This window comes from Rhizobacter sp. P5_C2, assembly GCF_054049715.1.
Genome location: NZ_JBFULV010000010.1, coordinates 35,727 through 56,893 on the forward strand (window position 1 = coordinate 35,727; position 21,167 = coordinate 56,893).

19 protein-coding genes and 1 tRNA gene are annotated in these 21,167 nt (G+C 67.7%); 6 read left to right on the plus strand and 14 right to left on the minus strand.

Annotation, left to right across the window (positions count from 1 at the left end; translation table 11 throughout):
• Positions 1–53 precede the first annotated feature (53 nt).
• Both secA and ACXJLU_RS05385 read right to left on the minus strand, forming a co-directional pair.
• Complete coding sequence (gene secA, locus ACXJLU_RS05380; RefSeq protein WP_073465582.1) at positions 54–2,810, minus strand: preprotein translocase subunit SecA; 2,757 nt, start codon at positions 2,808–2,810, stop codon at positions 54–56.
• 216 nt (positions 2,811–3,026) lie between these two features.
• Positions 3,027–3,989 (minus strand): M23 family metallopeptidase, encoded by a 963-nt coding sequence (locus tag ACXJLU_RS05385; protein WP_457329430.1) that lies wholly within the window; start codon positions 3,987–3,989, stop codon positions 3,027–3,029.
• Positions 3,990–4,005: 16 nt separating this feature from the next.
• Here ACXJLU_RS05385 and ACXJLU_RS05390 point away from each other — a divergent pair, with 16 nt between their 5' ends.
• Positions 4,006–4,323, plus strand: a complete 318-nt coding sequence (locus tag ACXJLU_RS05390; RefSeq protein ID WP_073465584.1) for a DciA family protein — start codon at positions 4,006–4,008, stop codon at positions 4,321–4,323.
• Positions 4,324–4,392: 69 nt separating this feature from the next.
• Here ACXJLU_RS05390 and ACXJLU_RS05395 read toward each other — a convergent pair.
• The 6 genes from ACXJLU_RS05395 to petA form a co-directional block, all read right to left on the minus strand.
• Positions 4,393–4,468, minus strand: a tRNA-Thr gene (locus ACXJLU_RS05395).
• Between the two features lie 13 nt (positions 4,469–4,481).
• A complete protein-coding gene (locus ACXJLU_RS05400; protein WP_457329431.1) occupies positions 4,482–5,030 on the minus strand; it encodes a ClpXP protease specificity-enhancing factor in 549 nt (182 codons plus the stop codon).
• A 21-nt stretch (positions 5,031–5,051) separates the two neighbouring features.
• The gene (locus ACXJLU_RS05405) at positions 5,052–5,663 is read right to left on the minus strand and encodes a glutathione S-transferase N-terminal domain-containing protein (protein WP_073465586.1); all 612 of its coding nucleotides are present in this window, start codon (positions 5,661–5,663) and stop codon (positions 5,052–5,054) included.
• Between the two features lie 119 nt (positions 5,664–5,782).
• Positions 5,783–6,556, minus strand: a complete 774-nt coding sequence (locus ACXJLU_RS05410; protein ID WP_457329432.1) for a cytochrome c1 — start codon at positions 6,554–6,556, stop codon at positions 5,783–5,785.
• 28 nt (positions 6,557–6,584) lie between these two features.
• Positions 6,585–7,985 (minus strand): cytochrome b, encoded by a 1,401-nt coding sequence (locus ACXJLU_RS05415; RefSeq protein ID WP_073465588.1) that lies wholly within the window; start codon positions 7,983–7,985, stop codon positions 6,585–6,587.
• A 27-nt stretch (positions 7,986–8,012) separates the two neighbouring features.
• Positions 8,013–8,675 (minus strand): ubiquinol-cytochrome c reductase iron-sulfur subunit, encoded by a 663-nt coding sequence (gene petA, locus ACXJLU_RS05420; protein ID WP_073465589.1) that lies wholly within the window; start codon positions 8,673–8,675, stop codon positions 8,013–8,015.
• A 187-nt stretch (positions 8,676–8,862) separates the two neighbouring features.
• Here petA and mscL point away from each other — a divergent pair, with 187 nt between their 5' ends.
• Both mscL and ACXJLU_RS05430 read left to right on the plus strand, forming a co-directional pair.
• Positions 8,863–9,291 (plus strand): large conductance mechanosensitive channel protein MscL, encoded by a 429-nt coding sequence (gene mscL / locus ACXJLU_RS05425; protein WP_073465590.1) that lies wholly within the window; start codon positions 8,863–8,865, stop codon positions 9,289–9,291.
• Between the two features lie 160 nt (positions 9,292–9,451).
• The gene (locus ACXJLU_RS05430) at positions 9,452–12,136 is read left to right on the plus strand and encodes a DUF1631 family protein (RefSeq protein ID WP_457329433.1); all 2,685 of its coding nucleotides are present in this window, start codon (positions 9,452–9,454) and stop codon (positions 12,134–12,136) included.
• Positions 12,137–12,159: 23 nt separating this feature from the next.
• Here ACXJLU_RS05430 and pdxA read toward each other — a convergent pair whose 3' ends face one another.
• Positions 12,160–13,158 carry a 4-hydroxythreonine-4-phosphate dehydrogenase PdxA gene (gene pdxA / locus ACXJLU_RS05435; protein ID WP_457329434.1) on the minus strand — a complete coding sequence of 333 codons (999 nt, stop codon included), beginning with the start codon at positions 13,156–13,158 and terminating at the stop codon, positions 12,160–12,162.
• A gap of 26 nt (positions 13,159–13,184) precedes the next feature.
• Positions 13,185–13,952, minus strand: a complete 768-nt coding sequence (locus ACXJLU_RS05440; RefSeq protein WP_073465593.1) for a Crp/Fnr family transcriptional regulator — start codon at positions 13,950–13,952, stop codon at positions 13,185–13,187.
• Between the two features lie 82 nt (positions 13,953–14,034).
• Here ACXJLU_RS05440 and ACXJLU_RS05445 point away from each other — a divergent pair, with 82 nt between their 5' ends.
• Both ACXJLU_RS05445 and ACXJLU_RS05450 read left to right on the plus strand, forming a co-directional pair.
• Positions 14,035–14,424 carry a BLUF domain-containing protein gene (locus ACXJLU_RS05445; protein WP_457329435.1) on the plus strand — a complete coding sequence of 130 codons (390 nt, stop codon included), beginning with the start codon at positions 14,035–14,037 and terminating at the stop codon, positions 14,422–14,424.
• A 209-nt stretch (positions 14,425–14,633) separates the two neighbouring features.
• Complete coding sequence (locus ACXJLU_RS05450) at positions 14,634–17,573, plus strand: GH92 family glycosyl hydrolase (RefSeq protein ID WP_457329436.1); 2,940 nt, start codon at positions 14,634–14,636, stop codon at positions 17,571–17,573.
• On the opposite strand, the gene ACXJLU_RS05455 is transcribed toward ACXJLU_RS05450, so the two are convergent.
• Positions 17,574–18,326, minus strand: coding sequence for a Nif3-like dinuclear metal center hexameric protein (locus ACXJLU_RS05455; RefSeq protein WP_457329437.1), 753 nt, complete (start codon positions 18,324–18,326; stop codon positions 17,574–17,576).
• A gap of 17 nt (positions 18,327–18,343) precedes the next feature.
• On the opposite strand from ACXJLU_RS05455, the gene ACXJLU_RS05460 reads away from it, so the two are divergent.
• Positions 18,344–19,522, plus strand: a complete 1,179-nt coding sequence (locus ACXJLU_RS05460) for a trypsin-like peptidase domain-containing protein (protein WP_457329438.1) — start codon at positions 18,344–18,346, stop codon at positions 19,520–19,522.
• A 37-nt stretch (positions 19,523–19,559) separates the two neighbouring features.
• On the opposite strand, the gene tatC is transcribed toward ACXJLU_RS05460, so the two are convergent.
• From tatC to tatA, 3 genes are read right to left on the minus strand one after another with little or no spacing between them, the layout of a single operon-like run.
• Positions 19,560–20,348 carry a twin-arginine translocase subunit TatC gene (tatC, locus tag ACXJLU_RS05465; RefSeq protein ID WP_073465598.1) on the minus strand — a complete coding sequence of 263 codons (789 nt, stop codon included), beginning with the start codon at positions 20,346–20,348 and terminating at the stop codon, positions 19,560–19,562.
• Positions 20,349–20,365: 17 nt separating this feature from the next.
• Complete coding sequence (gene tatB / locus ACXJLU_RS05470; RefSeq protein WP_073465599.1) at positions 20,366–20,854, minus strand: Sec-independent protein translocase protein TatB; 489 nt, start codon at positions 20,852–20,854, stop codon at positions 20,366–20,368.
• A 43-nt stretch (positions 20,855–20,897) separates the two neighbouring features.
• Complete coding sequence (gene tatA, locus ACXJLU_RS05475; protein ID WP_457329439.1) at positions 20,898–21,140, minus strand: Sec-independent protein translocase subunit TatA; 243 nt, start codon at positions 21,138–21,140, stop codon at positions 20,898–20,900.
• Positions 21,141–21,167: the final 27 nt, after the last annotated feature.

Here is a 21,167-nt window from a genome sequence, read left to right on the forward strand (position 1 = left end):
CTGGCGGCGCCCCCTTGAGGGGGAGGCGCGCCAGCGCCTCGGGGGTGGGCCCATCAGGCCAGCTTGCCGTGGCACTGCTTGTACTTCTTGCCGCTGCCGCACGGACACGGGTCGTTGCGGCCGACCGGCGGGATGCCGCTCGCCACCATCTGCGCGAAGCGCGCCACATCCGGCTCCTGCGACACGCTGCCGTCTTCGTTCGGGTGCGTGTAGGTCACGTTGCTGATGGCCTCGGCGCGTTCCTCGATCGCCTCGGCCGCCTGCGCGACCTGCTCCTGCGTCTGCACGCGCACCGTCATCAGGATGCGGGTCACGTCCATCTTGACGACATCGAGCAGTTGGCTGAACAGCTCGAAGGCCTCGCGCTTGTACTCCTGCTTCGGGTTCTTCTGCGCATAGCCGCGCAGGTGGATGCCCTGGCGCAGGTAGTCGAGCGCCGCCAGGTGCTCGCGCCAGTGCTGGTCGATCTGCTGCAGCAGGATCATCCGTTCGAACGGAATGAACTGCTCGGCACCGACGATCGCGAGCTTGGCCGCGAAGGCCTCGTGGCCGGCCTTCACCACCATCTCGACAATCTCGTCGTCGGTGATCGCCTGGCTCTTCTCGACATGCGCCTTCACCGCCAGCTCGAGCTGCCACTCGTCGCGCAGCGTCTTCTCGAGCGCATCGAGGTCCCACTGCTCCTCGACGCTCTCGGCCGGCACGTAGGTGCGCACCACGTCGGTCAGCGTGCTCTCGCGCAGGCTCGCCACCTGGGCATCGAGCTGCGGCGCCTCGAGGATGTCGTTGCGCTGCTGGTAGATCACCTTGCGCTGGTCGTTCGAGACGTCGTCGTACTCGAGCAGCTGCTTGCGCACGTCGAAGTTGCGCGCCTCGACCTTGCGCTGCGCGCTCTCGATGCTGCGCGTGACGATGCCGGCCTCGATCGCCTCGCCCTCGGGCATCTTCAGCCGGTCCATGATCGCGCGCACGCGGTCGCCGGCGAAGATGCGCATCAGCGGGTCTTCGAGCGACAGGTAGAAGCGCGACGAGCCCGGGTCGCCCTGGCGGCCCGAGCGGCCGCGCAGCTGGTTGTCGATGCGCCGCGACTCATGCCGCTCGGTCGCGATGATGCGCAGGCCACCGGCCGCCTTCACCTGGTCGTGCAGGCCTTGCCATTCGCTCTTCAGCGTGTCGGAGCGCGAGACCTTGTCGGCTTCGGCGACGGCGTCGTCGGCCTCGATCAGCTGGATCTGCTTCTCGACGTTGCCGCCCAGCACGATGTCGGTGCCGCGGCCGGCCATGTTGGTCGCGATCGTGATCACGCCCGGGCGCCCGGCCTGCGCGACGATCTCGGCTTCCTTCGCGTGCTGCTTGGCGTTCAGCACCTGGTGCGGCAGCTGCGCCTTCTGCAGCAGCGTGGAGATCAGCTCCGAGTTCTCGATCGAGGTCGTGCCCACCAGCACCGGCTGGCCGCGCTTGACGCAGTCGCGGATGTCGTCGATGACGGCGTTGAACTTTTCCTTGTTGGTCTTGTAGACCAGGTCGAGTTCGTCCTTGCGCACCGTCGGCCGGTTCGGCGGGACGATCACCGTTTCGAGGTTGTAGATCTCCTGGAACTCGTAGGCCTCGGTGTCGGCCGTGCCGGTCATGCCCGACAGCTTGCCGTACATGCGGAAGTAGTTCTGGAAGGTGATCGACGCGAGGGTCTGGTTCTCGCTCTGGATCTCGACGCCTTCCTTGGCCTCGACGGCCTGGTGCAGGCCGTCGGACCAGCGGCGGCCCGTCATCAGCCGGCCGGTGAACTCGTCGACGATGATCACCTCGCCGTCCTGCACCACGTAGTGCTGGTCGCGGTTGTACAGGTGGCGCGCGCGCAGCGCGGCGTACACATGGTGCATCAGCGTGATGTTCTGCGGGTCGTACAGGCTCGCGCCCTCGACCAGCAGGCCGGCCTCGCGCAGGATGCGCTCGGCGTTCTCGTGGCCGTCTTCGGTCAGGAAGACCTGGTGCGTCTTCTCGTCGACGGTGAAGTCGCCCGGCTCGATCACGCCCTCGCCGGTGCGCAGGTCGAGTTCGCCGATCTGCTTCTTCAGCTGCGGCACCACGGCGTTGATGCGCACGTAGAGCTCGGTGTGGTCTTCGGCCTGCCCGCTGATGATCAGCGGCGTGCGGGCTTCGTCGATCAGGATCGAATCCACCTCGTCGACGATGGCGTACGACAGGCCGCGCTGCACGCGGTCGGCCGTCTCGTAGACCATGTTGTCGCGCAGGTAGTCGAAGCCGTATTCGTTGTTGGTGCCGTAGGTGACGTCGGCGGCGTAGGCGGCCTGCTTCTCCTCGCGCGACATCTGCGGCAGGTTGATGCCGACCGTCAGGCCCAGGAAGTTGTACAACCGGCCCATCCATTCGGCGTCGCGGCGCGCCAGGTAGTCGTTCACCGTCACCAGGTGCACGCCCTTGCCGGCCAGCGCATTCAGGTAGACCGGCAGCGTGGCCATCAGCGTCTTGCCTTCGCCGGTGCGCATTTCGGCGATCTTGCCGTTGTGCAGCGACATGCCGCCGATCAGCTGCACGTCGAAGTGGCGCATCTTCAGGATGCGCTTGCCGCCTTCACGGGCGACCGCAAAGGCCTCGGGCAGCAGCGCGTCGAGCGTTTCGCCCTTCGCGTGGCGTTCCTTGAACTCGGCCGTCTTGGCCTTCAGCGCCTCGTCGCTGAGCTGCTCGAACTGCGGCTCCAGCGCATTGATCTGCTGCACAACCAGCCGGTACTGCTTGAGCAGTCGGTCGTTGCGGCTACCGAAAATCTGGGTGAGAAGCTTGGGCAACATGCAGCGTCAGGGGTTGGTATACGGAAGGCAGCTGCGACCTCTCACGATTCTTCGCGACTTCTCGAAAAGAAAAGGGGCCGACTTCTTGGATGCTGGGGTGAGCTGAGGGTGCGGCCCGCCTTTACAAGCCCGGCGCACGAACAGCGAAAGCGGCGGATTTTACGGCAAGCGGACGTCGCCGGCGTGGCCGGGGTCCGTTGCCGGCTCAGCACCGGCTCAGCGCCGGGCGGCACCCTTCGCGGCCGCGGTGTTGCCGGCCCGCGCCCCGCCGGCCAGGAATTTCGCCGGGTCCTGCGGCACGCCCTCGACCAGCACCTCGAAGTGCAGGTGCGGGCCGGTCGAGCGGCCGGTGGTGCCGACATAGGCCACGACCTGGCCGCGCCGGACCAGGTCGCCGGTCTTGACCGCGATGCGCGAGGTGTGGGCATAGCGGGTCACCAGCCCGTTGCCGTGGTCGATCTCGAGCAGGTTGCCGTAGGCCGGGTGCACGTCGGTGGAGCGCACCACGCCGCCGGCCGCGGCCATGATGGGGGTGCCGACGTCGGTCGGGAAATCGAGGCCGGTGTGCAGCGCGGCACGCCCGGTGAACGGATCGGTGCGGAAGCCGAAGCCGGAGCCGACCTGCACGTCGATCGGCCGGCTGTTGGGCACCATCAGCTGCTGCATGCGCTGCTCGAACAAGCGCGATTCGATCATCGTGAACAGGTCGGTGCTCTGCTCGGCCGCCTCGTCGAGCGACGACACCATGCCGGTCAGTTGATCGAACGACGGCGTGCGCGCCGGCACGAAGGGCCCGCCCTGCCCGCCGGACACGGCGGCCGGCACGATCTGTTTCAACTCTTCCGGTTTCATACCGGCCAGGCCCGAGACCCGCTCGCCCATCGCCTCGAGCTTGATCAGCTTGGCCTGCATCTCGCCGACCTTCTGCGCCATCGCGTCGAGGTTCTCGCGCACGAACCGGTCGCGCTGGGCGAATTCATCGCGCACCACCAGCCGGACGATCTGGCTGACCACCGGCCAGCCTTCGCGCGCCGCCTTCAGGAACACCACGTGGTAGATGGTGCCGGACAGCAGCATCAGCACCACGGCCAGCGCCAGCAGCGCGCCGAAGGCCTGGAACCGGTTGAAACGCAATACACGCGTTCGGGCCAAGGTGCCGTGCGTGATCAGGATCTGCATCGCTAAACTCCTTCCGGTGAAACCGAAGACATCCCCGGTCACCCCCAACGCCTTGCGCATCGAAGAGGCCCTGAGCCGAAGTGCGCCTCTGGCTCACTTGCAGCGCTTGCTGCAGGAGTCGAATGCACGCTTCGATGCGGTACGAAACTGTTTGCCACCCACATTGGCCCTGCATGTGAAGCCCGGGCCGGTCGACGATGAGGGCTGGTCTCTGCTTGCGGCCAACTCTGCGGTCGCCTCCAAGCTGCGCCAGCTGCAACCCCGGATGGAGCAAACACTCCGTGCCCGGGGCTGGCAGGTTACTGCAATACGAGTGAAGGTTCAATCAACCTGAGGCCTGACGTGTGTCAGGGGGTTGATGAAGAAATGTGTCTGGCCTAGACCACTGCGGCCAGATCGATGGTGGTGCCCCCGGCAGGAATCGAACCCGCGACCTTCGGTTTACAAAACCGCTGCTCTACCAGCTGAGCTACAAGGGCTGAGGCGGGGATTCTATTTGATGCGCTTGAGCGCCGGACGCGGCCCGCCGCCGCCCGCCGGAGGTTCGGGCGGTTTGTCTTCTTCAGACTCGCCAGCCGGTGCCGGTGCCGCGGCCGCCGGCTCGGCACTGCCTTCGGTCGTGGCCAGGCGCAGCCCGCCGCCCGCCGGACGATCGGGCGGCGCGGCGTCATCCGACGCGCCGGCCGTCTCGGCCGCCGATTCGCTGGGCATCGGGAAGGCCATGCCCTGCCCGTTCTCGCGCGCATAGATCGCGATGACATGGTCCACCGGCACCGCGATCTCGCGCGCGACACCGCCGAAACGTGCCTTGAACTCGATCAGCTCGTTGCCCAGCTTCAGGGCCGTGGTGGCCTCGAAGCTGACGTTGAGCACGATCTCGTTGTTCTTCACGTACTCGGCCGGCACGTGCACGCCCCGGTCGACGAACACCGCGAGGTACGGGGTGAAGCCGTTGTCGGTGCACCAGTCGTGCAGCGCACGAATCAGGTACGGGCGGGTCGATGAGCCGGCGTTGCCCGGTGCCGTGGGAGTGGAGGCCATGCGGAGCGTTCAGTCACGCAATCACTTGCGCATCACCTTCTCGGACGGCGTCAGCGCCTCGATGTAGGCCGGGCGCGAGAAGATGCGCTCGGCGTACTTCAGCAGCGGCACGGCGTTCTTCGACATGTCGATGCCGTAGTAGTCCAGGCGCCACAGCAGCGGTGCGATGGCCACGTCGAGCATCGAGAAGTCGTCGCCCAGCATGTACTTGTTCTTCAGGAAGATCGGCGCGAGCTGCGTCAGGCGGTCGCGGATCTGCGCGCGCGCCTTCTCGAGCTGCTTGTCGTTGGGCTTCAGGCCGCGCGACTCGAGCACGTTGACGTGCGAGAACAGCTCCTTCTCGAAGTTCAGCAGGAACAGCCGCACGCGGGCGCGCGCCACCGGGTCGCCCGGCATCAGCTGCGGGTGCGGGAAGCGCTCGTCGATGTACTCGTTGATGATGTGCGACTCGTACAGGATGAGGTCGCGCTCGACGAGGATCGGCACCTCGTTGTACGGATTCATCAGCGCGATGTCTTCGGGCTTGGCGAAGAGGTCGACGTCGCGAATCTCGAAGTCCATGCCCTTTTCGAACAGAACGAAGCGGCAACGATGCGAGTAAGGGCAGGTCGTTCCGGAGTAAAGCACCATCATGGTGGTGGCTCCTTGAAGCTGAGGTCAAACAAAACACAAGACGCAGCAGGCACGCCGTCAGGCAGCCGCTGCGTCGTCGACCCGGGCCGTCGTGCAGCCCGGGGCGCGAAATCACATCGTTATTTCACGTCTTTCCAGTAAACCGCGTTCAGGCGCCAGGTGATGACGACGAACACGGAGAGGAACAGCAGCACCCAGACGCCGACGCGAACGCGCTGGCCCTGGGCTGGCTCTCCCATCCACTGTAGGTAGGCGACGAGGTCGGCCACGGCCTCGTCGTAATCGTTGGCGCTCAGCTTGCCGGGTGTCACCTGCTCGAAGCCGGCGAAGCGATGCATGGACTTCGCCTCGTCGTGCGGGTCTTTCTCTTCGACGAACTTCGCGACGCGCTGGCCCTGCAGTTCCCACAGCACATGCGGCATCGCGACGCTCGGGAAGGCCAGGTTGTTCCAGCCGGTCGCCTTGGTGTCGTCGCGGTAGTAGCTGCGCAGGTAGGTGTACAGGTAGTCGGCACCCGAGCCCTTGCCGATGTCGGCGCGCGAACGGGCGATCACCGACAGGTCGGGCGGCAAGGCACCGAACCAGTCCTTGGCCTGCTTCGGGTCGAGCGAGGTCTTCATCGTGTCGCCGACCTTGTCGGTCGCGAACAGCAGGTTGGCCTTGATCTGCGCTTCGGTCAGCCCGATGTCGCGCATGCGGTTGTAGCGCATGAACGCGGCCGAGTGGCAGTTCAGGCAGTAGTTGACGAACAGCTTGGCGCCGTTCTGCAGCGCCGCCAGGTCGGTGGTCTTGGCCGACGGGAACTTGTCCCAGGCCACGCCGCCTTCCGAAGCCTGCGCCGTGCCACCCATCAGTGCCAGGCTCGCCAGCAACGTGAGAAGGAGTTTCTTCATGGTGTTGTCTCCGGGGCTCTCGTGGTGATCAGTGGGCGTGGAAGGTCACGCGGTCGGGCACGGGCTTGAAGGTGCCCAGCTGGCTCCACCACGGCATCAGCAGGAAGAAGCCGAAGTACAGCAGCGTACCCACTTGCGACACGTAGTTGCCGACTTCGGACGGCGGCTGCACGCCCAGGTAGCCCAGGATCAGGAAGAACACGACGAAGACGCCGTACACGAGCTTGTGCCAGTCGGGGCGATAGCGGATCGACTTGACCGGGCTGTGATCCAGCCACGGCAGGAAGAACAGGATGATGACGGCACCACCCATCACGACCACGCCCCAGAACTTGGCATCGAACACGTTCAGCAGCGCGACCGCGATGACCGCCACGACCACCATCGCCAGCTTGGCGGCACCACCGAACTTGCCCTTCAGCAAGGCCGCGACGGTGGCCACCGCGATGATGCCGGACAGCACCTGCACCATCAGCGTGGTGGTCGCGCGCAGCATCGAGTAGAACGGCGTGAAGTACCAGACCGGGGCGATGTGCGCCGGCGTCTTCAGCGGATCGGCCGGGATGAAGTTGTTGTACTCGAGGAAATAGCCGCCGAACTCGGGCGCGAAGAACACCACCGCACTGAAGATCAGCAGGAAACCGGCGACGCCGAAGATGTCGTGCACCGAGTAGTACGGGTGCGAGGGGATGCCGTCCAGCGGGTGGCCGTCCGGGCCGCGCTTGGCCTTGATCTCGATGCCGTCGGGGTTGTTCGAACCCACTTCGTGCAGCGCGATCAGGTGGGCTGCCACCAGGCCCAGCAGCACCAGCGGCACCGCGATCACGTGGAAGCTGAAGAAGCGGTTCAGCGTGGCGTCGCTCACGACGTAGTCGCCGCGGATCAGCAGCGCCAGGTCGGGGCCGACGAACGGCACCGCGGCGAACAGGTTCACGATGACCTGCGCGCCCCAGTACGACATCTGGCCCCACGGCAGCAGGTAGCCCATGAAGGCCTCGGCCATCAGGCACAGGAAGATCGCGCAGCCGAAGATCCAGACCAGCTCGCGCGGCTTGCGGTAGCTGCCGTACATCAGCCCGCGGAACATGTGCAGGTAGACGACGATGAAGAACGCCGAGGCGCCCGTCGAGTGCATGTAGCGGATCAGCCAGCCCCAGGGCACGTCGCGCATGATGTACTCGACCGATGCGAAGGCGAGCGCCGCATCGGGCTTGTAGTGCATCACGAGGAAGATGCCGGTGACGATCTGGATCACCAGCACCAGCATCGCGAGCGAGCCGAAGAAGTACCAGAAGTTGAAGTTCTTCGGTGCGTAGTACTGCCCCCACTGCTCGTTCCACATCTTCGTGGCGGGGAAGCGGTTGTCGACCCAGGTCATGAGCTTGACGCCCACGGACGCATTGGCGGGCACTTGCTTGAATTCAGCCATGTCGTTGTTCTCCGGGGTGCTCGGGGCTCAGGCCTTCTTGTCTTCGCCGATCAGCAGCTTGGCGTCGGACAAGTACATGTGCGGCGGCACTTCGAGGTTGTCGGGCGCGGGCTTGTTCTTGTAGACGCGGCCGGCCATGTCGAAGGTCGAGCCGTGGCACGGGCACAGGAAACCGCCGGTCCAGTCGTCGGGCAGCGAAGGCTGGGCACCGGCCTGGAACTTGTCGCTCGGCGAGCAGCCGAGGTGCGAGCAGATGCCAACCACCACCAGCACCTCGGGCTTGCGCGAGCGGCCCTCGTTGCGTGCGTATTCGGGGGTCAGCTCATCGGGCTTGCGCTGCGAATTGGGGTCGGCGAGCTGCGCGTCGTTCTTCGGCAGCGTGGCGAGCTGCTCGGGCGTGCGGCGGACGATCCACACCGGCTTGCCGCGCCATTCGACCGTCTTCTTCTCGCCCGGCTTCAGGTCGCTGATGTCCACTTCGACGGCGGCACCGGCGGCACGTGCCCGCTCGGACGGCTGGAAGGTGCTGACAAAAGGGACGGCGGCTGCGACGCCACCGACGGCACCGGCACCACAGGCGATGGCCACCCAGGTCCGGCGGCCTTGATCGACATGGGATTCACCATGGTGTGAACCACCTTGCTCGCCTCTTTGCTCACTGCTGTCTGAACGACCTTGCTTGTCACTCATTGGGGGTCCTCGGCTTGCGACTTCTAGTCACGGGCAACCGAGAATTCTAGCGGACGTGTCAACCCCCCTCCCCCGGCGCCGAGGGGTCCGCGCCACTGCGGGCGGACCCTCATTGACGCGGGTTTCGGCTTGACATCCACCATTGCTGGTCAATACTGCCGCGCAACACCAAGAACAGGAGCACCCCATGGGATTCGCCACCGAATTCAAGGCTTTCGCGATGAAGGGCAATGTCGTCGACCTCGCGGTCGGCGTCATCATCGGCGCGGCCTTCGGCAAGATCGTCGATTCCATCGTCAAGGACCTGATCATGCCGGTGATCGGCCGCCTGATCGGCGGGCTCGATTTTTCGAACTATTTCCTGATGCTGGCCAATCCACCGGCCGACTTCAAGGGCCCGCAGACTTACGAGGCGCTGACAAAAGCCGGCGTTCCGCTGTTCGCCTACGGCAACTTCATTACCGTGGCGCTCAACTTCGTGATCCTGGCCGTCATCATTTTCGTGATGGTCAAGCAGATCAACCGCCTCAAGCACGAGGCCCCGGCCGCGCCGCCGGCCGCCGTGCCCGAAGACGTGCAATTGCTGCGCGAGATCCGCGATTCGCTGAAGAAGTGACCGTTCGCGCCGCGGGGCGTGAAATGCTCCCCGCCGGCCGACGTCGCCGCGCCGCAACGCGGCGCGTGCCCCTTGCGTTTGGGCTCATACTGGCGGTATCTCCGTCCGGACCACCCGTCCGGCGGTTTCGCCCCGGTCCGCCCATCGGCCCTGTCCGTAGATGAATCCGATCGATCCACGTTCGCAAGCGGCGTTCGACGCCGCCATCAGCCACCTGAAGACGACCACCGCGGCGGTGGCGGACCGCGTGTCGACCCATCTGGGCACGCTGGCTTCGGCGGCGATGCGCATCTACGAGCGCGACATCCTGATCACCGCGCAGCTCGACCTGCGCCGCCACATGAGCACCTTCGTGCTGGTGTTCGGCGACACGCTGAGCAAGCGCGTGACGCGCGAACTGAGCCCGAACCGCGAGAGCGGCCGCAGCCTCGCCGAGACCGACTGGATGTCGCTCAGCATCGTCGGCGACGCCGAGATGGAAGAGCAGATGTCGGCCGACCGCATCAGCCAGGCCATCACCCACGCCTGCGAGTGGGAGCTGCGCGACATGGCGGCCTACACCGGCACGCTGCTGGGCATCGGGCGCGCCGACCAGGAACGCAACCCGCTGCGCGGCGAGGTGATGGGCGCCGCGGTGTTCCGCGCGATCGAATCGGTGTCGAACGAGCGCGAGACGCGCAAGGTGCTGGCGCGCGAGATGAGCCTCGCGCTGGCGCGCGCGATGCCCACCTGCTATGGCGACATCCTGAAGGATTTCCGCGCCCGCGGCGTGCAACCGGTCAGCCTGTCGGTGCGCGGCGTCGAAGGCCCGGGCAACGAGCTGGCGCGTGATCGCGTCAACTCCGGCTACGCGACGCTGCGCGACACCGGCTCGTCCGGCAGCGGCAACCTGTACAGCCCGACCACGATGACCGGCGACTTCGACAGCGGCCAGGGCGGCCTGCCCGGCCGCGGCCAGGGCATGCCCGGATCGTCGTCCCGCGGCGGCTTCGGCGGTCCCGGCGGCGGGGCGGGCGGGAATGGTGGCGGTGGTGGTGGTGGCAATGCGGGCGTCGGCACGATGGGCCGCCCCGGCACCAGCACGCTCGGCCGCGATGGCGCCGGCCGCGGCAACGCGAGCTTCGGCAATCCGAACGCCGGTGCCGGCCGCTTCACGCCGCGCCCCGGCGTCAGCGCGCAGGCCGATGCCGAGCTGATGTCGCTGATCCGCCGGCTGACCTTCCTGGCCACCCGCCCGGGCGACCTGGGCGGGCCGACCGGCGGCGGCCTGCACACCGGCTCGCCCGGCCTCGGGCGCGCGAGCGCGCTCGCCAGCCTGAGCGGCGCCATCACCGGCAGCGGCGGCCTGAACGAGGGCCTGTCGGGCCTGATGGCGGTCAACGTGATCCGCCAGCACCGCGACGAATTGCGCCAGGCCTCGACCGGCTCGCTCGACCACATGGTGATCGACGTGGTCGGCAGCCTGTTCGACCAGATCCTGTCCGACCCGCGCGTGCCGCCGCAGATGGCGCGCCAGATCGCTCGCCTGCAGCTGCCGGTGCTGCGCGTCGCGCTGGCCGACCCGAGCTTCTTCTCGTCGCGCAAGCACCCGGTGCGCCGCTTCGTGAACCGCATCGCGTCGCTCGCGGTCGCGTTCGACGACCTCGACGAAGGCGCCGGCAAGCAGTTCATGGCCCGGGTGCGCGACCTGGTGCAGGAGATCGTGCAGGGCGACTTCGACCAGATCGAGCTCTATACCTCCAAGCTCGCCGCGCTCGAGACCTTCATCGCGCAGCAGGCCAGGGAAGAGGTGCAGGCGAATGCGTCGGCGGTGACGCTGGTCGACGCGAAGGAATCCGACCTGCGCGTGCAGCAGCGCTACATGCTGCAGCTGCAGGCCGCGCTGAACCCGATGGCGCTGCCCGACTACCTGCGCAACTTCCTGGCCCAGGTGTGGAGCCAGGCGCTCGCCCAGGGCACGAAGGCGCACGGCGTGAACTCCGAGCTGGTGCAGCGCTTGAAGCGCGCCGGCCGCGACCTGGTGATGAGCGTGCAGCCCAAGGGCTCGCCCGCGATGCGCAAGAAGTTCCTGATGCAGCTGCCGCCGCTGATGAAGGACCTGAACGAAGGGATGGCGCTGATCGGTTGGCCGGACGCGGCGCAGAAGGAGTTCTTCAGCAAGCTGCTGCCGGCACATGCCGATTCGCTGAAGGGCCAGCCGCTGTCGGAGCTCGAGTACAACCTGTTGTCCAAGCAGCTCGAAGGCGTGTTCAACACGGCACTGCCGGAGCCTGACGGCCTGCTGCGCGACGTGCCGATGTCCAGCATGGGCGCCGCGCCGATCGAACCCCACTTCTCGCCGGACGAGGCCAAGCGCATCGGCCTGGTGCAAGAGAGTTCGATCGACTGGTCGGGCAGCGTCGACATCGACCTGACCGCCGACACCGGCCCGGACACCGAGCCGGGCGCCGGTGGCGGCGACACGCAGCCGGGGCCGCTGCACGTCGGCGGCGTCGACATCGACCTCGACCTGTCGCCGAGCGAGCCGGCCGAGCCGTCGCACGGCGTGCAGCTGATGGACCACGTGAAGCTCGGCTTCGCCTACCAGATGCACCTGAACGACCAGTGGCAGAAGGTGCGCCTGAGCTACGTGAGCCCGGGGCGCGCGTTCTTCGTGTTCACGCGCGGCAAGCGCCACCACGAGACGGTGTCGCTGACCTCGCGGATGCTGGCGCGCATGTGCGAGACCGGGCGCTTCAAGGCGTTCGAGCAGGCCTACCTGATGGAGCGGGCGACCGCACGGGCGCGCAAGCAGCTGGCGGCGTTGTCGGCGTCGTCTTCATCCCAGCCGACGACGCGCCACTGACGTAGCCCGGATCGCCATCCGGGCTACAGGCGACGTGCCATCTCCAGCGCGGCCAGCAGGCTCGACGCATCGGCGCGGCCGGTGCCGGCGATGTCGAACGCGGTGCCGTGATCGGGGCTGGTGCGCACGAACGGCAACCCGAGCGTCACGTTGACGCCCTGCTCGACACCGAGGTACTTCACCGGGATCAGCCCGTGGTCGTGCGTCATCGCCACCACCAGGTCGAACTCGCCGCGGCGGGCACGCATGAACACCGTGTCGGGCGCGAACGGGCCGGTCGCATCGATGCCCTCGGCACGCGCGGCCTCGATGGCCGGGCGGATGATGCGGATCTCTTCATCGCCGAACAGCCCGCCCTCCCCCGCATGCGGGTTCAGCCCGGCCACCGCGATGCGCGGCGCCGGCTGGCCCCAGCGCGCGGCCGCCTGCTGCGAGATGCGCAGCGTCTGCAGCACCGCGTCGAAGGTCACCGCATCGATCGCGCGCCGCAGCGACAGGTGGATCGTCACGAGCACGGTGCGCAGCTCGTCGTTGGCCAGCATCATGCGCACCGGCGGCAGCGGCGCGCCGGCATCGACCGACAGCGCCTGCAGCATCTCGGTGTGCCCCGGAAACGCGACCCCGGCGGCCGACAGCGCCTCCTTGTGGATCGGCGCGGTGACGATGGCCGCGATCTCCGCGCCGCGCGCCAGCCGCACCGCCTGCTCGATGCAGCGCGCCGCCGCCGCACCGGCCCGCGCATCGACCTGCCCGATCGGCGCCGCCATCAGGTCGACCGGCAGGCCGGGYGGCACCAGCACCGGGATGCAGCCCGGCGGCGCATCGAGCGCATCGGCCGCGCGCTCGATCGCGGCCACCACCAGCCCGCCACCGGTCGATGCGACCGCACGGCGCTGCACCGCCACGTCGCCGATCACGAAGCAACCCACCGCCTGCGGCGTGCGGAACAGCTTCGCGATGATCTCCGGGCCGATGCCGCAGGCATCGCCCTGCGTCAGCGCGATCGGTGCATGCGTCGTCATTCGGTGGGGCCTTTCAGGTCAGCGATTCAGATCAAGGGCCGCGGCGACAACTTGCCATCGCCATACAGGTCGGCAATGCGCTCCAGCGCCTGCACGTCGGTGAGAAACAGCTGCCCATTCTCGATGCGGTGCAGCCCGCGCCGCTCCAGCTTGCGCAAGGTCTTGTTGGTGTGCACCAGCGACAGCCCGAGCGCGTCGGCGACGTGCTGCTGCGTCAGCGGAAACGGCACGCCGTTCGCGCCGGCATCGGGCATCAGCGCGGCGGCGCGCCGGAACAGGTGCACCAGCAGCGTCGCCACCCGCTCGGCGGCGCTGCGCCGGCCCACCGACAGCAGGTTGTCGTCGACCAGCGCCTCTTCGTGCGCGGCCAGCCAGGTGACCGCGAAGCCGAGCCGCGGCGTGTGCTGGTGCAGCGACCACAGCGAATCGCGCTCGAACACGCACAGCCAGGCCTCGCCCAGCGCCTCGACGCCATGCACCGCGGCATCGGTCATCTTCTGCTGCACGCCGATGAAGTCGCCGGGCAGCAGGAAGTTCAGGATCTGCCGGCGACCGTCGCTCAGCGTCTTGTAGCGAAAGGCCCAGCCCGAGAACAGCGTGAACAGCGGCGCGTCGGTCGCGCCCTCGTCGATGATGCTGGCCCCGCTGTCGCGCCGCAGCTCGCGGTGCTTCAGCGACTGGATCAGCGCCAGCTCGTCGGGCGCCGCCCCCACGAACAGCGGCAGCGCGCGCAGCGGGCACTCGCTGCACGGAATGCGCACCGCGGGGTGTTGCGGTGCAGTGTCTTTTGACATGTGTGCGGCCCTCCGCGGCCGATAGATTGGAGGTTTGAGCCTCCTCTTGAACCCACTCGCCCCGTTGTCCGCCCCATCACCCGTGTACCGCGTCCTCTACCTCAGCCATCTCGCGTCCGGTCGGGACTTCTCGGTGGTTGCGCAGATTCTGCACGTGTCCCGCGAACGCAACCAGCAGCTCGGCATCACCGGCGCGCTGGTGTTCGATGGCGCGCGCTTCTGCCAGCTGATCGAGGGTCCGCGCGCGCATGTCGTCTCGCTGGCGCAACGCATCCAGGCGGATCCGCGCCACACCGGCTACCGCGTGCTGTTCGAGAACGAGGACGGCAGCGCGCGATTGCTGCCGCGCTGGCTCACCGGCTACTGCGAGCCCGACGACCTCGACGTCTTCGAGGAAGGCACAGCCCTCACCGCAGCCCAGGCCCTGCAGACGTTCATGCAGCGCGTGCCGGGCTGGGACCTGTCGTCCTGAAACCGCTGACCGACCCCGGCTTGTTTCGCTCGTTGCGCTGACTCCTGCGCGGGAATCTCCCGTCCGGCCGGCGCCGCCCTGCCCCTACGCTGCACAGCCAGGGTGCCTCCAGAGCAAGAAGTAGACGTGTGGCAGTTTCGTGCGGACAGGACCGCACGCCAAGCTCCGCTGAGCATCGGTCGATCATTCGCACGACTGAGGAGACAAGATTGCAACAAGATCGTTCAACGCCGCGGCGAGGCTTCGCCCTGCGGCTGGGATGGCTCGCGGCCCTGCTGGCGGCGGGCTGCGGCGGTGGCGGTGGCGGGCACGAGGACGCGCCAACCACTGCATCGCGCGCCCCGACAGAAGCCGCGCAAGCGGCCGACGTGAACCTGCTGCCGCTGGTGAACCCGTTCGTCGGCACCAAGATCGGCAACCCGAACCCCGACAACCAGGGCACCGGCGGTGCGGTGGGCAACACCTTCCCCGGCGCGACGCTGCCCTTCGGCATGGTGCAGTACAGCCCCGACACCGGCTACGGCGAGTTCTACGGCTTCGGCGGCTACAACTACGACAAGGGCGTGATCCAGGGCATCAGCCTGATCCACTCCAGCGGCACCGGCTGCTCGATCCAGCAGGACATCTCGATGCTGCCGATCGTGGGCAACATCGGTACATCGCCCGGCACGCACATCGAGGCCTACCAGGTCGGCTTCTCGCACGCCAACGAACAGGCCGTGCCGGGCTCGTACCGCGTCGGGCTGAACAACGGCGTCAATGCCGAGCTGACCGTCACGAAGCGCACCGGCGCCGGCCGCTTCACCTGGCCGGCCACGAATGACGCGACGATGATCCTGAACATCGGCCGCAACGGCGTCGGCGCGCGCAGCGCGCAGCTGGAGATCGTCGGCACCGACTCGGTCCAGGGCTTCGTCGAGACCGGCGGCGTGTGCGGCGGCGGCGGCTACTTCGTCTACTTCCACGGCCAGTTCGACAAGCCGTTCGCGAGCTTCGGCACGTATCAGGGCGACACCGTGACACCGGGCTCGCGCACCGCGGCCCGCGCGCAGAACAACGGCGGCTGGGTCAAGTTCGCCGGTGGCGGGCAGGTGGGTCTGCGCATCGGGGTCTCGTACGTCAGCACCGCGAACGCCAAGCTGAACATGCAGACCGAGAACCCGGCCTGGGATTTCGACGGGCTGAAGAGCGCGGCGCAGGCCACCTGGAACGCGACGCTGAACAAGGTGCAGGTGACCGGTGGCTCGACCGACGACCGCACCAAGTTCTACAGCGCGCTGTACCACTCGCTGCTGCACCCCAACCTGTTCAGCGACGTGAACGGCCAGTACATCGGCTTCGACAACAAGACCTACACCGCGAACGGCTGGGACAAGTACGCGACCTTCTCCGGCTGGGACATCTACCGCTCGCAGGTGCAGCTGATCGGCTGGCTCGCGCCGAAGGAGGCGAGCGACATGGCGCAGTCGATGGTGGTCGACGCCCAGACGGGCGGTGGCGGCTACCCGAAGTGGCCGACCGCGAACGACGACACCTGCGTGATGGTCGGCGATGCCGGCGCGGTGATCGTCGCCAACCTGTACGCCTTCGGCGGCCGCAGCTTCGACACCACCGCCGCACTGCGCTACATGGAGCAGGGGGCGACCCAGCCCGGCACCCGTTCGCGCAACTGCGAGACACGCCCGGGGCTGGCCGACTACCTGGGACACGGCTACATCCCGATCGAGACGCCCAACCTGTGGGGCGCGGCCGCGTCGGCCGAGGAGTACGCGCTGGCCGATTCGGCGATCGCGCAGTTCGCCGCGTCGCTGGGCGACACCGTCAAGCGTGACAAGTACCTGACGCAGGCGCAGATGTGGAAGCCGCTGTACTCCAAGGTCAGCGGCTACATCCACCCGCGCACCGCGGGCGGCAGCTTCAAGAGCGGGTTCACGCGCACCGACGGCGCCGGTTTCGTCGAAGGCGATTCGGCGCAATACACCTGGATGGTGCCGCAGAACTACCGCGGCCTGTTCGACCGCATGGGCGGCAACGCGGCAGCCATCGCGCGGCTGGACGAGCACTTCACGCAGCTCGACTCGGGGCCGAACAGCCCGTACGCCTTCATGGGCAACGAGCCCGAGCACGGCACGCCGTGGGCCTACACCTTCGCCGGTGCGCCGTACAAGTCGCAGGCGGTGGTGCGGCGCATCCTGACCGACCTGTACAAGACGGGGCCCGACGGCCTGACCGGCAACGACGACCTGGGCGCCACCTCGGCCTGGTACGTGTGGGGCGCGCTCGGGCTGTACCCGGAGATCCCGGGCCTCGGCGGCTTCGTGCTCGGCAGCCCGCTGTTCCCGAGCACCGCGGTGCGCATGGGCAACGGCCGCACGCTGACGATCAACGCATCGAACGCGGGCGCGAACGGCACCTATGTGCAAAGCCTGAAGCTGAACGGCGCGACGTCGACGCGCACCTGGCTGCCGCTCGCGCAGCTGGACGCGGACGCCACGCTGGACTTCGTGCTCGGCGGCAGCGCCAACACCGCCTGGGGCAGCGCCGCGGCCGATGCACCGCCGTCGTTCGATGCGCCGCGCACGACCACCAACGCGAGCGGCTTCTTCTCGGACTTCGAAGCCGGCATTGCGCAACCGGACTGGAACGACACCGTCGATTTCCAGGCCAACATCGGTGGCTTCTGCTGCGGGCTGGCGCAGATGGAGACCTCGACGCGGCGCGAGAACATCGCGCACAGCGGCACGACGGCGCTGATGTACTCGGGCAACGACGCCGACGCGACGCGCTCGTTCTCGTACAACAAGGTGTTCGACGTGCGCATTCCGGTGACCGCGAGCACGACGCTGTCGTACTGGATCTACCCGCAGAGCTCGGCGCCGAACAGCGCGTTCGTCGCAGTCGACCTGATCTTCACCGACGGCAGCAGCCTGCGCGATTCGGGCGCGACCGACCAGAACGGCGTGCGCGTGCATCCGGAGTTCCAGGGCCGCGGCGGCCGGCTCGCCGGCAACACCTGGAACGAGGTGCGCTCGAACATCGGCCAGTGGGCGGCCGGCAAGACGATCGTGCGCATCCTGGTGGCCTATGACCGGCCGGATGCCACCGGCACCTTCCGCGGATTCGTCGACGACATCCGCGTCGCGCCGTGATCAAGCCGGGTTGTCGATCTCGATGAACTCGTGCTCGAGGCCGAATTTCTCGGCCACGTGCGCGGCCAGCGCAGGCGCACCATAGCGCTCGCTGGCGTGGTGCCCGCACGCGAAGAAGGCCACGCCGGTCTCGCGTGCGAGGTGCGCCTGCGGTTCGGAGATCTCGCCGGTGACGTAGGCATCGGCACCGGCGGCGATCGCCGCTTCGAAATACCCCTGGGCACCGCCGGTGCACCAGGCGACGCGCCGGATCGGCCGCCCCACCCCGGGGTCGACCGCGACCGGCGCGCGGTTCATCCGCAGGCTCAGCAGCGCCGTCAGCGCCGGCACCGTCAGCGGCTGGGCCGGGCTGCCGATCCAGCCCAGGTCCTGGTCGCCGAAGCGGCCATCGGCCATGAAATTGAGCCGCACGCCGAACTGCGCGTTGTTGCCGAACTGCGGGTGCGCGTCCAGCGGCAGGTGGTAGGCCAGCAGGTTGACCTGGGCCGCCAGCAGCCGCTCGATGCGGCCCTTCAGCCAGCCGGTGATGCGGCCGTCATGGCCTTTCCAGAACAGGCCGTGGTGCACCAGCAGCGCATCGGCGCCGCGCTCGATCGCCGCCTCGATGAAGGCCTGGCTCGCGGTGACGCCCGACACCAGCTTGCGCACTTCGGGTTTGCCCTCGACCTGCAGACCGTTCGGCCCATAATCGCGGAAGCGGCCCACGTCCAGCAGCGTGTTCAGGTAGGACTCGATTTCGGAGCGTGCGGCCATGACACAGGACCCTGTTGATGCGCAAGACGTGGCTGATTTTCTCCCAGGCCGTGACGGTGGCCGTGGCCGTGCTGTTCGTGGTCGCGACGCTGAAGCCGGACTGGGTGCGGCGCCAGCCGGGCAACGGCCTGCCGAGCATCGTGTCGATCAGCCAGGCGCCGTCGATCCAGACGGTGTCGCTGCCGCCCGGCGGCAGCGCCCCGAGCTACAGCGGCGCAGCGCGGCGTGCCTCGCCGGCGGTCGTCAGCATCACGGCCAGCAAGGCGCCGGCGCGCAGCCCGCACGGCGAAGACCCGTGGTTCAAGTTCTTCTTCGGTGAGCAGGGCGCGCAGCAGCGCGAGCAGCCGCAGGTCGGCCTCGGCTCCGGCGTGATCGTCTCGCCCGAGGGCTACCTGCTGACCAACAACCATGTCGTCGAAGGCGCCGACGACATCGAGGTGCAGCTGGTCGACGCGCGCCGCGCGAAGGCCAAGGTGGTCGGCAGCGACCCCGACACCGACGTCGCGGTGCTGAAGATCACGCTCGACAAGCTGCCGGTGATCGCGTTCGGCAGCGCCGAGACGCTGCAGGTCGGCGACGTGGTGCTCGCGATCGGCAACCCGTTCGGCGTCGGCCAGACGGTGACCTCGGGCATCGTCAGCGCGCTCGGCCGCAACCAGCTGGGCATCAACACCTTCGAGAACTTCATCCAGACCGATGCGGCGATCAACCCCGGCAACTCGGGCGGCGCGCTGGTCGACACCAACGGCAACCTGATCGGCATCAACACCGCGATCTACTCGCGCAGCGGTGGCAGCCTGGGCATCGGCTTCGCGATCCCCGAGACGACCGCGCGCCAGGTGATGGAAGGTCTGATCCGCGACGGCCAGGTCACCCGCGGCTGGATCGGCGTCGAACCGCGCGACCTGACGCCCGAGATCGCCGAGACCTTCAACCTGCCGATCAAGGAAGGCGTGCTGATCACCGGCGTGCTGCAGAACGGCCCGGCCGCGAGCGGCGGCCTGCGACCCGGTGACGTGGTCGTCAAGGTGGCCGAGACGCCGGTGGGCAACACGGTGCAGCTGCTGGCCGCGGTAGCCGCGCTGAAGCCGAAGGAAAAGGCGCAGATCGGCGTGCAGCGCGGCGACAAGGCGCTGGAGATCAGCGTGATGGTGGCGCAGCGGCCGCGCAGCAAGGTGGTGCCGCGGCAGGAGTGAGCCGGGAGGGTGCCTCCTCAGAAGGCCCTCCGCGGCATCACACTTTCTGCGTCGTGTCTTCCGGCGGCGCCTGCGTGTGCTTGATGAAAATCACCGAGGCCCAGATGCCGACCTCGTACAGGATGCACATCGGGATCGCGAGCGCGAGCTGCGAGACGATGTCGGGCGGCGTCACGACGGCCGCGACGATGAAGGCCAGCACGATGAAGTAGGCGCGGAACGCCTTCAGCTTGTCGAGCGTGACGATGCCCATGCGCGCCAGCACCACCACGACGATCGGCACCTCGAAGGCCGCACCGAACGCGACGAACATCGTCAGCACGAAACTCAGGTATTCCTGGATGTCCGGCGTGGCCGCGATGCTCTTCGGCGCGAAGGTCTGGATGAACGCGAACACCTTGCCGAACACGAAGAAGTAGCAGAACGCGACGCCGATGAAGAACAGCAGCGTGCTCGAGATCACCAGCGGCAGCACCAGCTTCTTCTCGTGCGTGTACAGCCCCGGCGCGACGAAGGCCCACACCTGGTACAGCACCACCGGCAGCGCCAGCAGGAAGGCCGCCATCAGCGTGATCTTCAGCGGCACCAGGAACGGCGAGATCACGTTGGTCGCGATCAGCTTGCCGCCGGCCGGCAACGCCGCCACCAGCGGGTGCGCCAGCAGGTCGTAGAGCGCGGCCGGGCCGGGGTAGATCGCGAGGATGCCGAAGCACACGCCGATCGCGATCACCGCGCGGATCAACCGGTCGCGCAGTTCGATCAGGTGCGTGACGAAGGGCTGCTCGGTGCCTTCCAGCTCATCACGGCCGTCGCTGTTCAACTTCATGGGAGGGATTCAGGTTCTCAGACCGACGAGCGCGGCGGGCGGAAACGCGCGACACGCGCCGCGCCGGATTGCGCCTTGCTGCGCACGCCGTTGCGCTGCTTGTACCACTGCGGCGTCGCGCCGCGCTTCAGGCGCCAGTTCTTCTTCGGGTGCTTGTATTGCGGCGGCGGGGGTTCCCAGCCGAGGTGCTGGCCGCTGTTCGGGCTCGAGACCGCGTCACCGGGGGCATCCCACGCGCTGGCCATGTCGGCGCGCGTCTGGTGGATTTCGTTCGACACCGTCTGCTCGACGTTGCGGGCCGCGTCCTCGAACTCGCCCTTCATCTTCTTGAGCTCTTCGAGCTCGATCGAGCGGTTGACTTCGGCTTTCACGTCGGCCACGTAGCGCTGCGCCTTGCCGAGCAGGTGCCCGACGGTGCGGGCGACCTTGGGCAGGCGCTCGGGGCCGATGACGATCAGCGCCACGGCGCCGATCAGCGCGATCTTGTCGAACCCGAAATCGATCATGCGGCCGCCATCCGACGGGCCAGCCCGGGCCGGCCTCGGATGCTCACGATTTGGTCTTCGCTTCGACGTCGACGGTGTTCGGATCGGCGGGCTTCTGGCCGACCTGTTGCGACGGCGGCACGGCGGCATCGGTGCCGGCGTTGGCCGAGCCATCCTTGATGCCGTCCTTGAAGCCCTTCACGGCGCCACCGAGGTCGCTGCCGATGTTCTTGAGCTTCTTGGTGCCGAACACCAGGACCACGATCACCAGCACGATGAGCCAGTGCCAGATGCTGAATGAACCCATGATTCTTCTCCTGCGGGAAATAGCGGA

What these genes read in the sequence shown, in the direction of transcription:
- ACXJLU_RS05385 (WP_457329430.1), bottom strand. Translation starts at nt 3,989, where the DNA reads ATGCAGATCCTGATCACGCACGGCACCTTGGCCCGAACGCGTGTATTG.
- tatA (WP_457329439.1), bottom strand. Translation starts at nt 21,140, where the DNA reads ATGGGTTCATTCAGCATCTGGCACTGGCTCATCGTGCTGGTGATCGTG.
- ACXJLU_RS05455 (WP_457329437.1), bottom strand. Translation starts at nt 18,326, where the DNA reads ATGGCCGCACGCTCCGAAATCGAGTCCTACCTGAACACGCTGCTGGAC.
- tatC (WP_073465598.1), bottom strand. Translation starts at nt 20,348, where the DNA reads ATGAAGTTGAACAGCGACGGCCGTGATGAGCTGGAAGGCACCGAGCAG.
- petA (WP_073465589.1), bottom strand. Translation starts at nt 8,675, where the DNA reads ATGAGTGACAAGCAAGGTCGTTCAGACAGCAGTGAGCAAAGAGGCGAG.
- secA (WP_073465582.1), bottom strand. Translation starts at nt 2,810, where the DNA reads ATGTTGCCCAAGCTTCTCACCCAGATTTTCGGTAGCCGCAACGACCGA.
- ACXJLU_RS05415 (WP_073465588.1), bottom strand. Translation starts at nt 7,985, where the DNA reads ATGGCTGAATTCAAGCAAGTGCCCGCCAATGCGTCCGTGGGCGTCAAG.
- ACXJLU_RS05430 (WP_457329433.1), top strand. Translation starts at nt 9,452, where the DNA reads ATGAATCCGATCGATCCACGTTCGCAAGCGGCGTTCGACGCCGCCATC.
- mscL (WP_073465590.1), top strand. Translation starts at nt 8,863, where the DNA reads ATGGGATTCGCCACCGAATTCAAGGCTTTCGCGATGAAGGGCAATGTC.
- ACXJLU_RS05410 (WP_457329432.1), bottom strand. Translation starts at nt 6,556, where the DNA reads ATGAAGAAACTCCTTCTCACGTTGCTGGCGAGCCTGGCACTGATGGGT.
- ACXJLU_RS05405 (WP_073465586.1), bottom strand. Translation starts at nt 5,663, where the DNA reads ATGATGGTGCTTTACTCCGGAACGACCTGCCCTTACTCGCATCGTTGC.
- ACXJLU_RS05460 (WP_457329438.1), top strand. Translation starts at nt 18,344, where the DNA reads ATGCGCAAGACGTGGCTGATTTTCTCCCAGGCCGTGACGGTGGCCGTG.
- ACXJLU_RS05400 (WP_457329431.1), bottom strand. Translation starts at nt 5,030, where the DNA reads ATGGCCTCCACTCCCACGGCACCGGGCAACGCCGGCTCATCGACCCGC.
- ACXJLU_RS05440 (WP_073465593.1), bottom strand. Translation starts at nt 13,952, where the DNA reads ATGTCAAAAGACACTGCACCGCAACACCCCGCGGTGCGCATTCCGTGC.
- tatB (WP_073465599.1), bottom strand. Translation starts at nt 20,854, where the DNA reads ATGATCGATTTCGGGTTCGACAAGATCGCGCTGATCGGCGCCGTGGCG.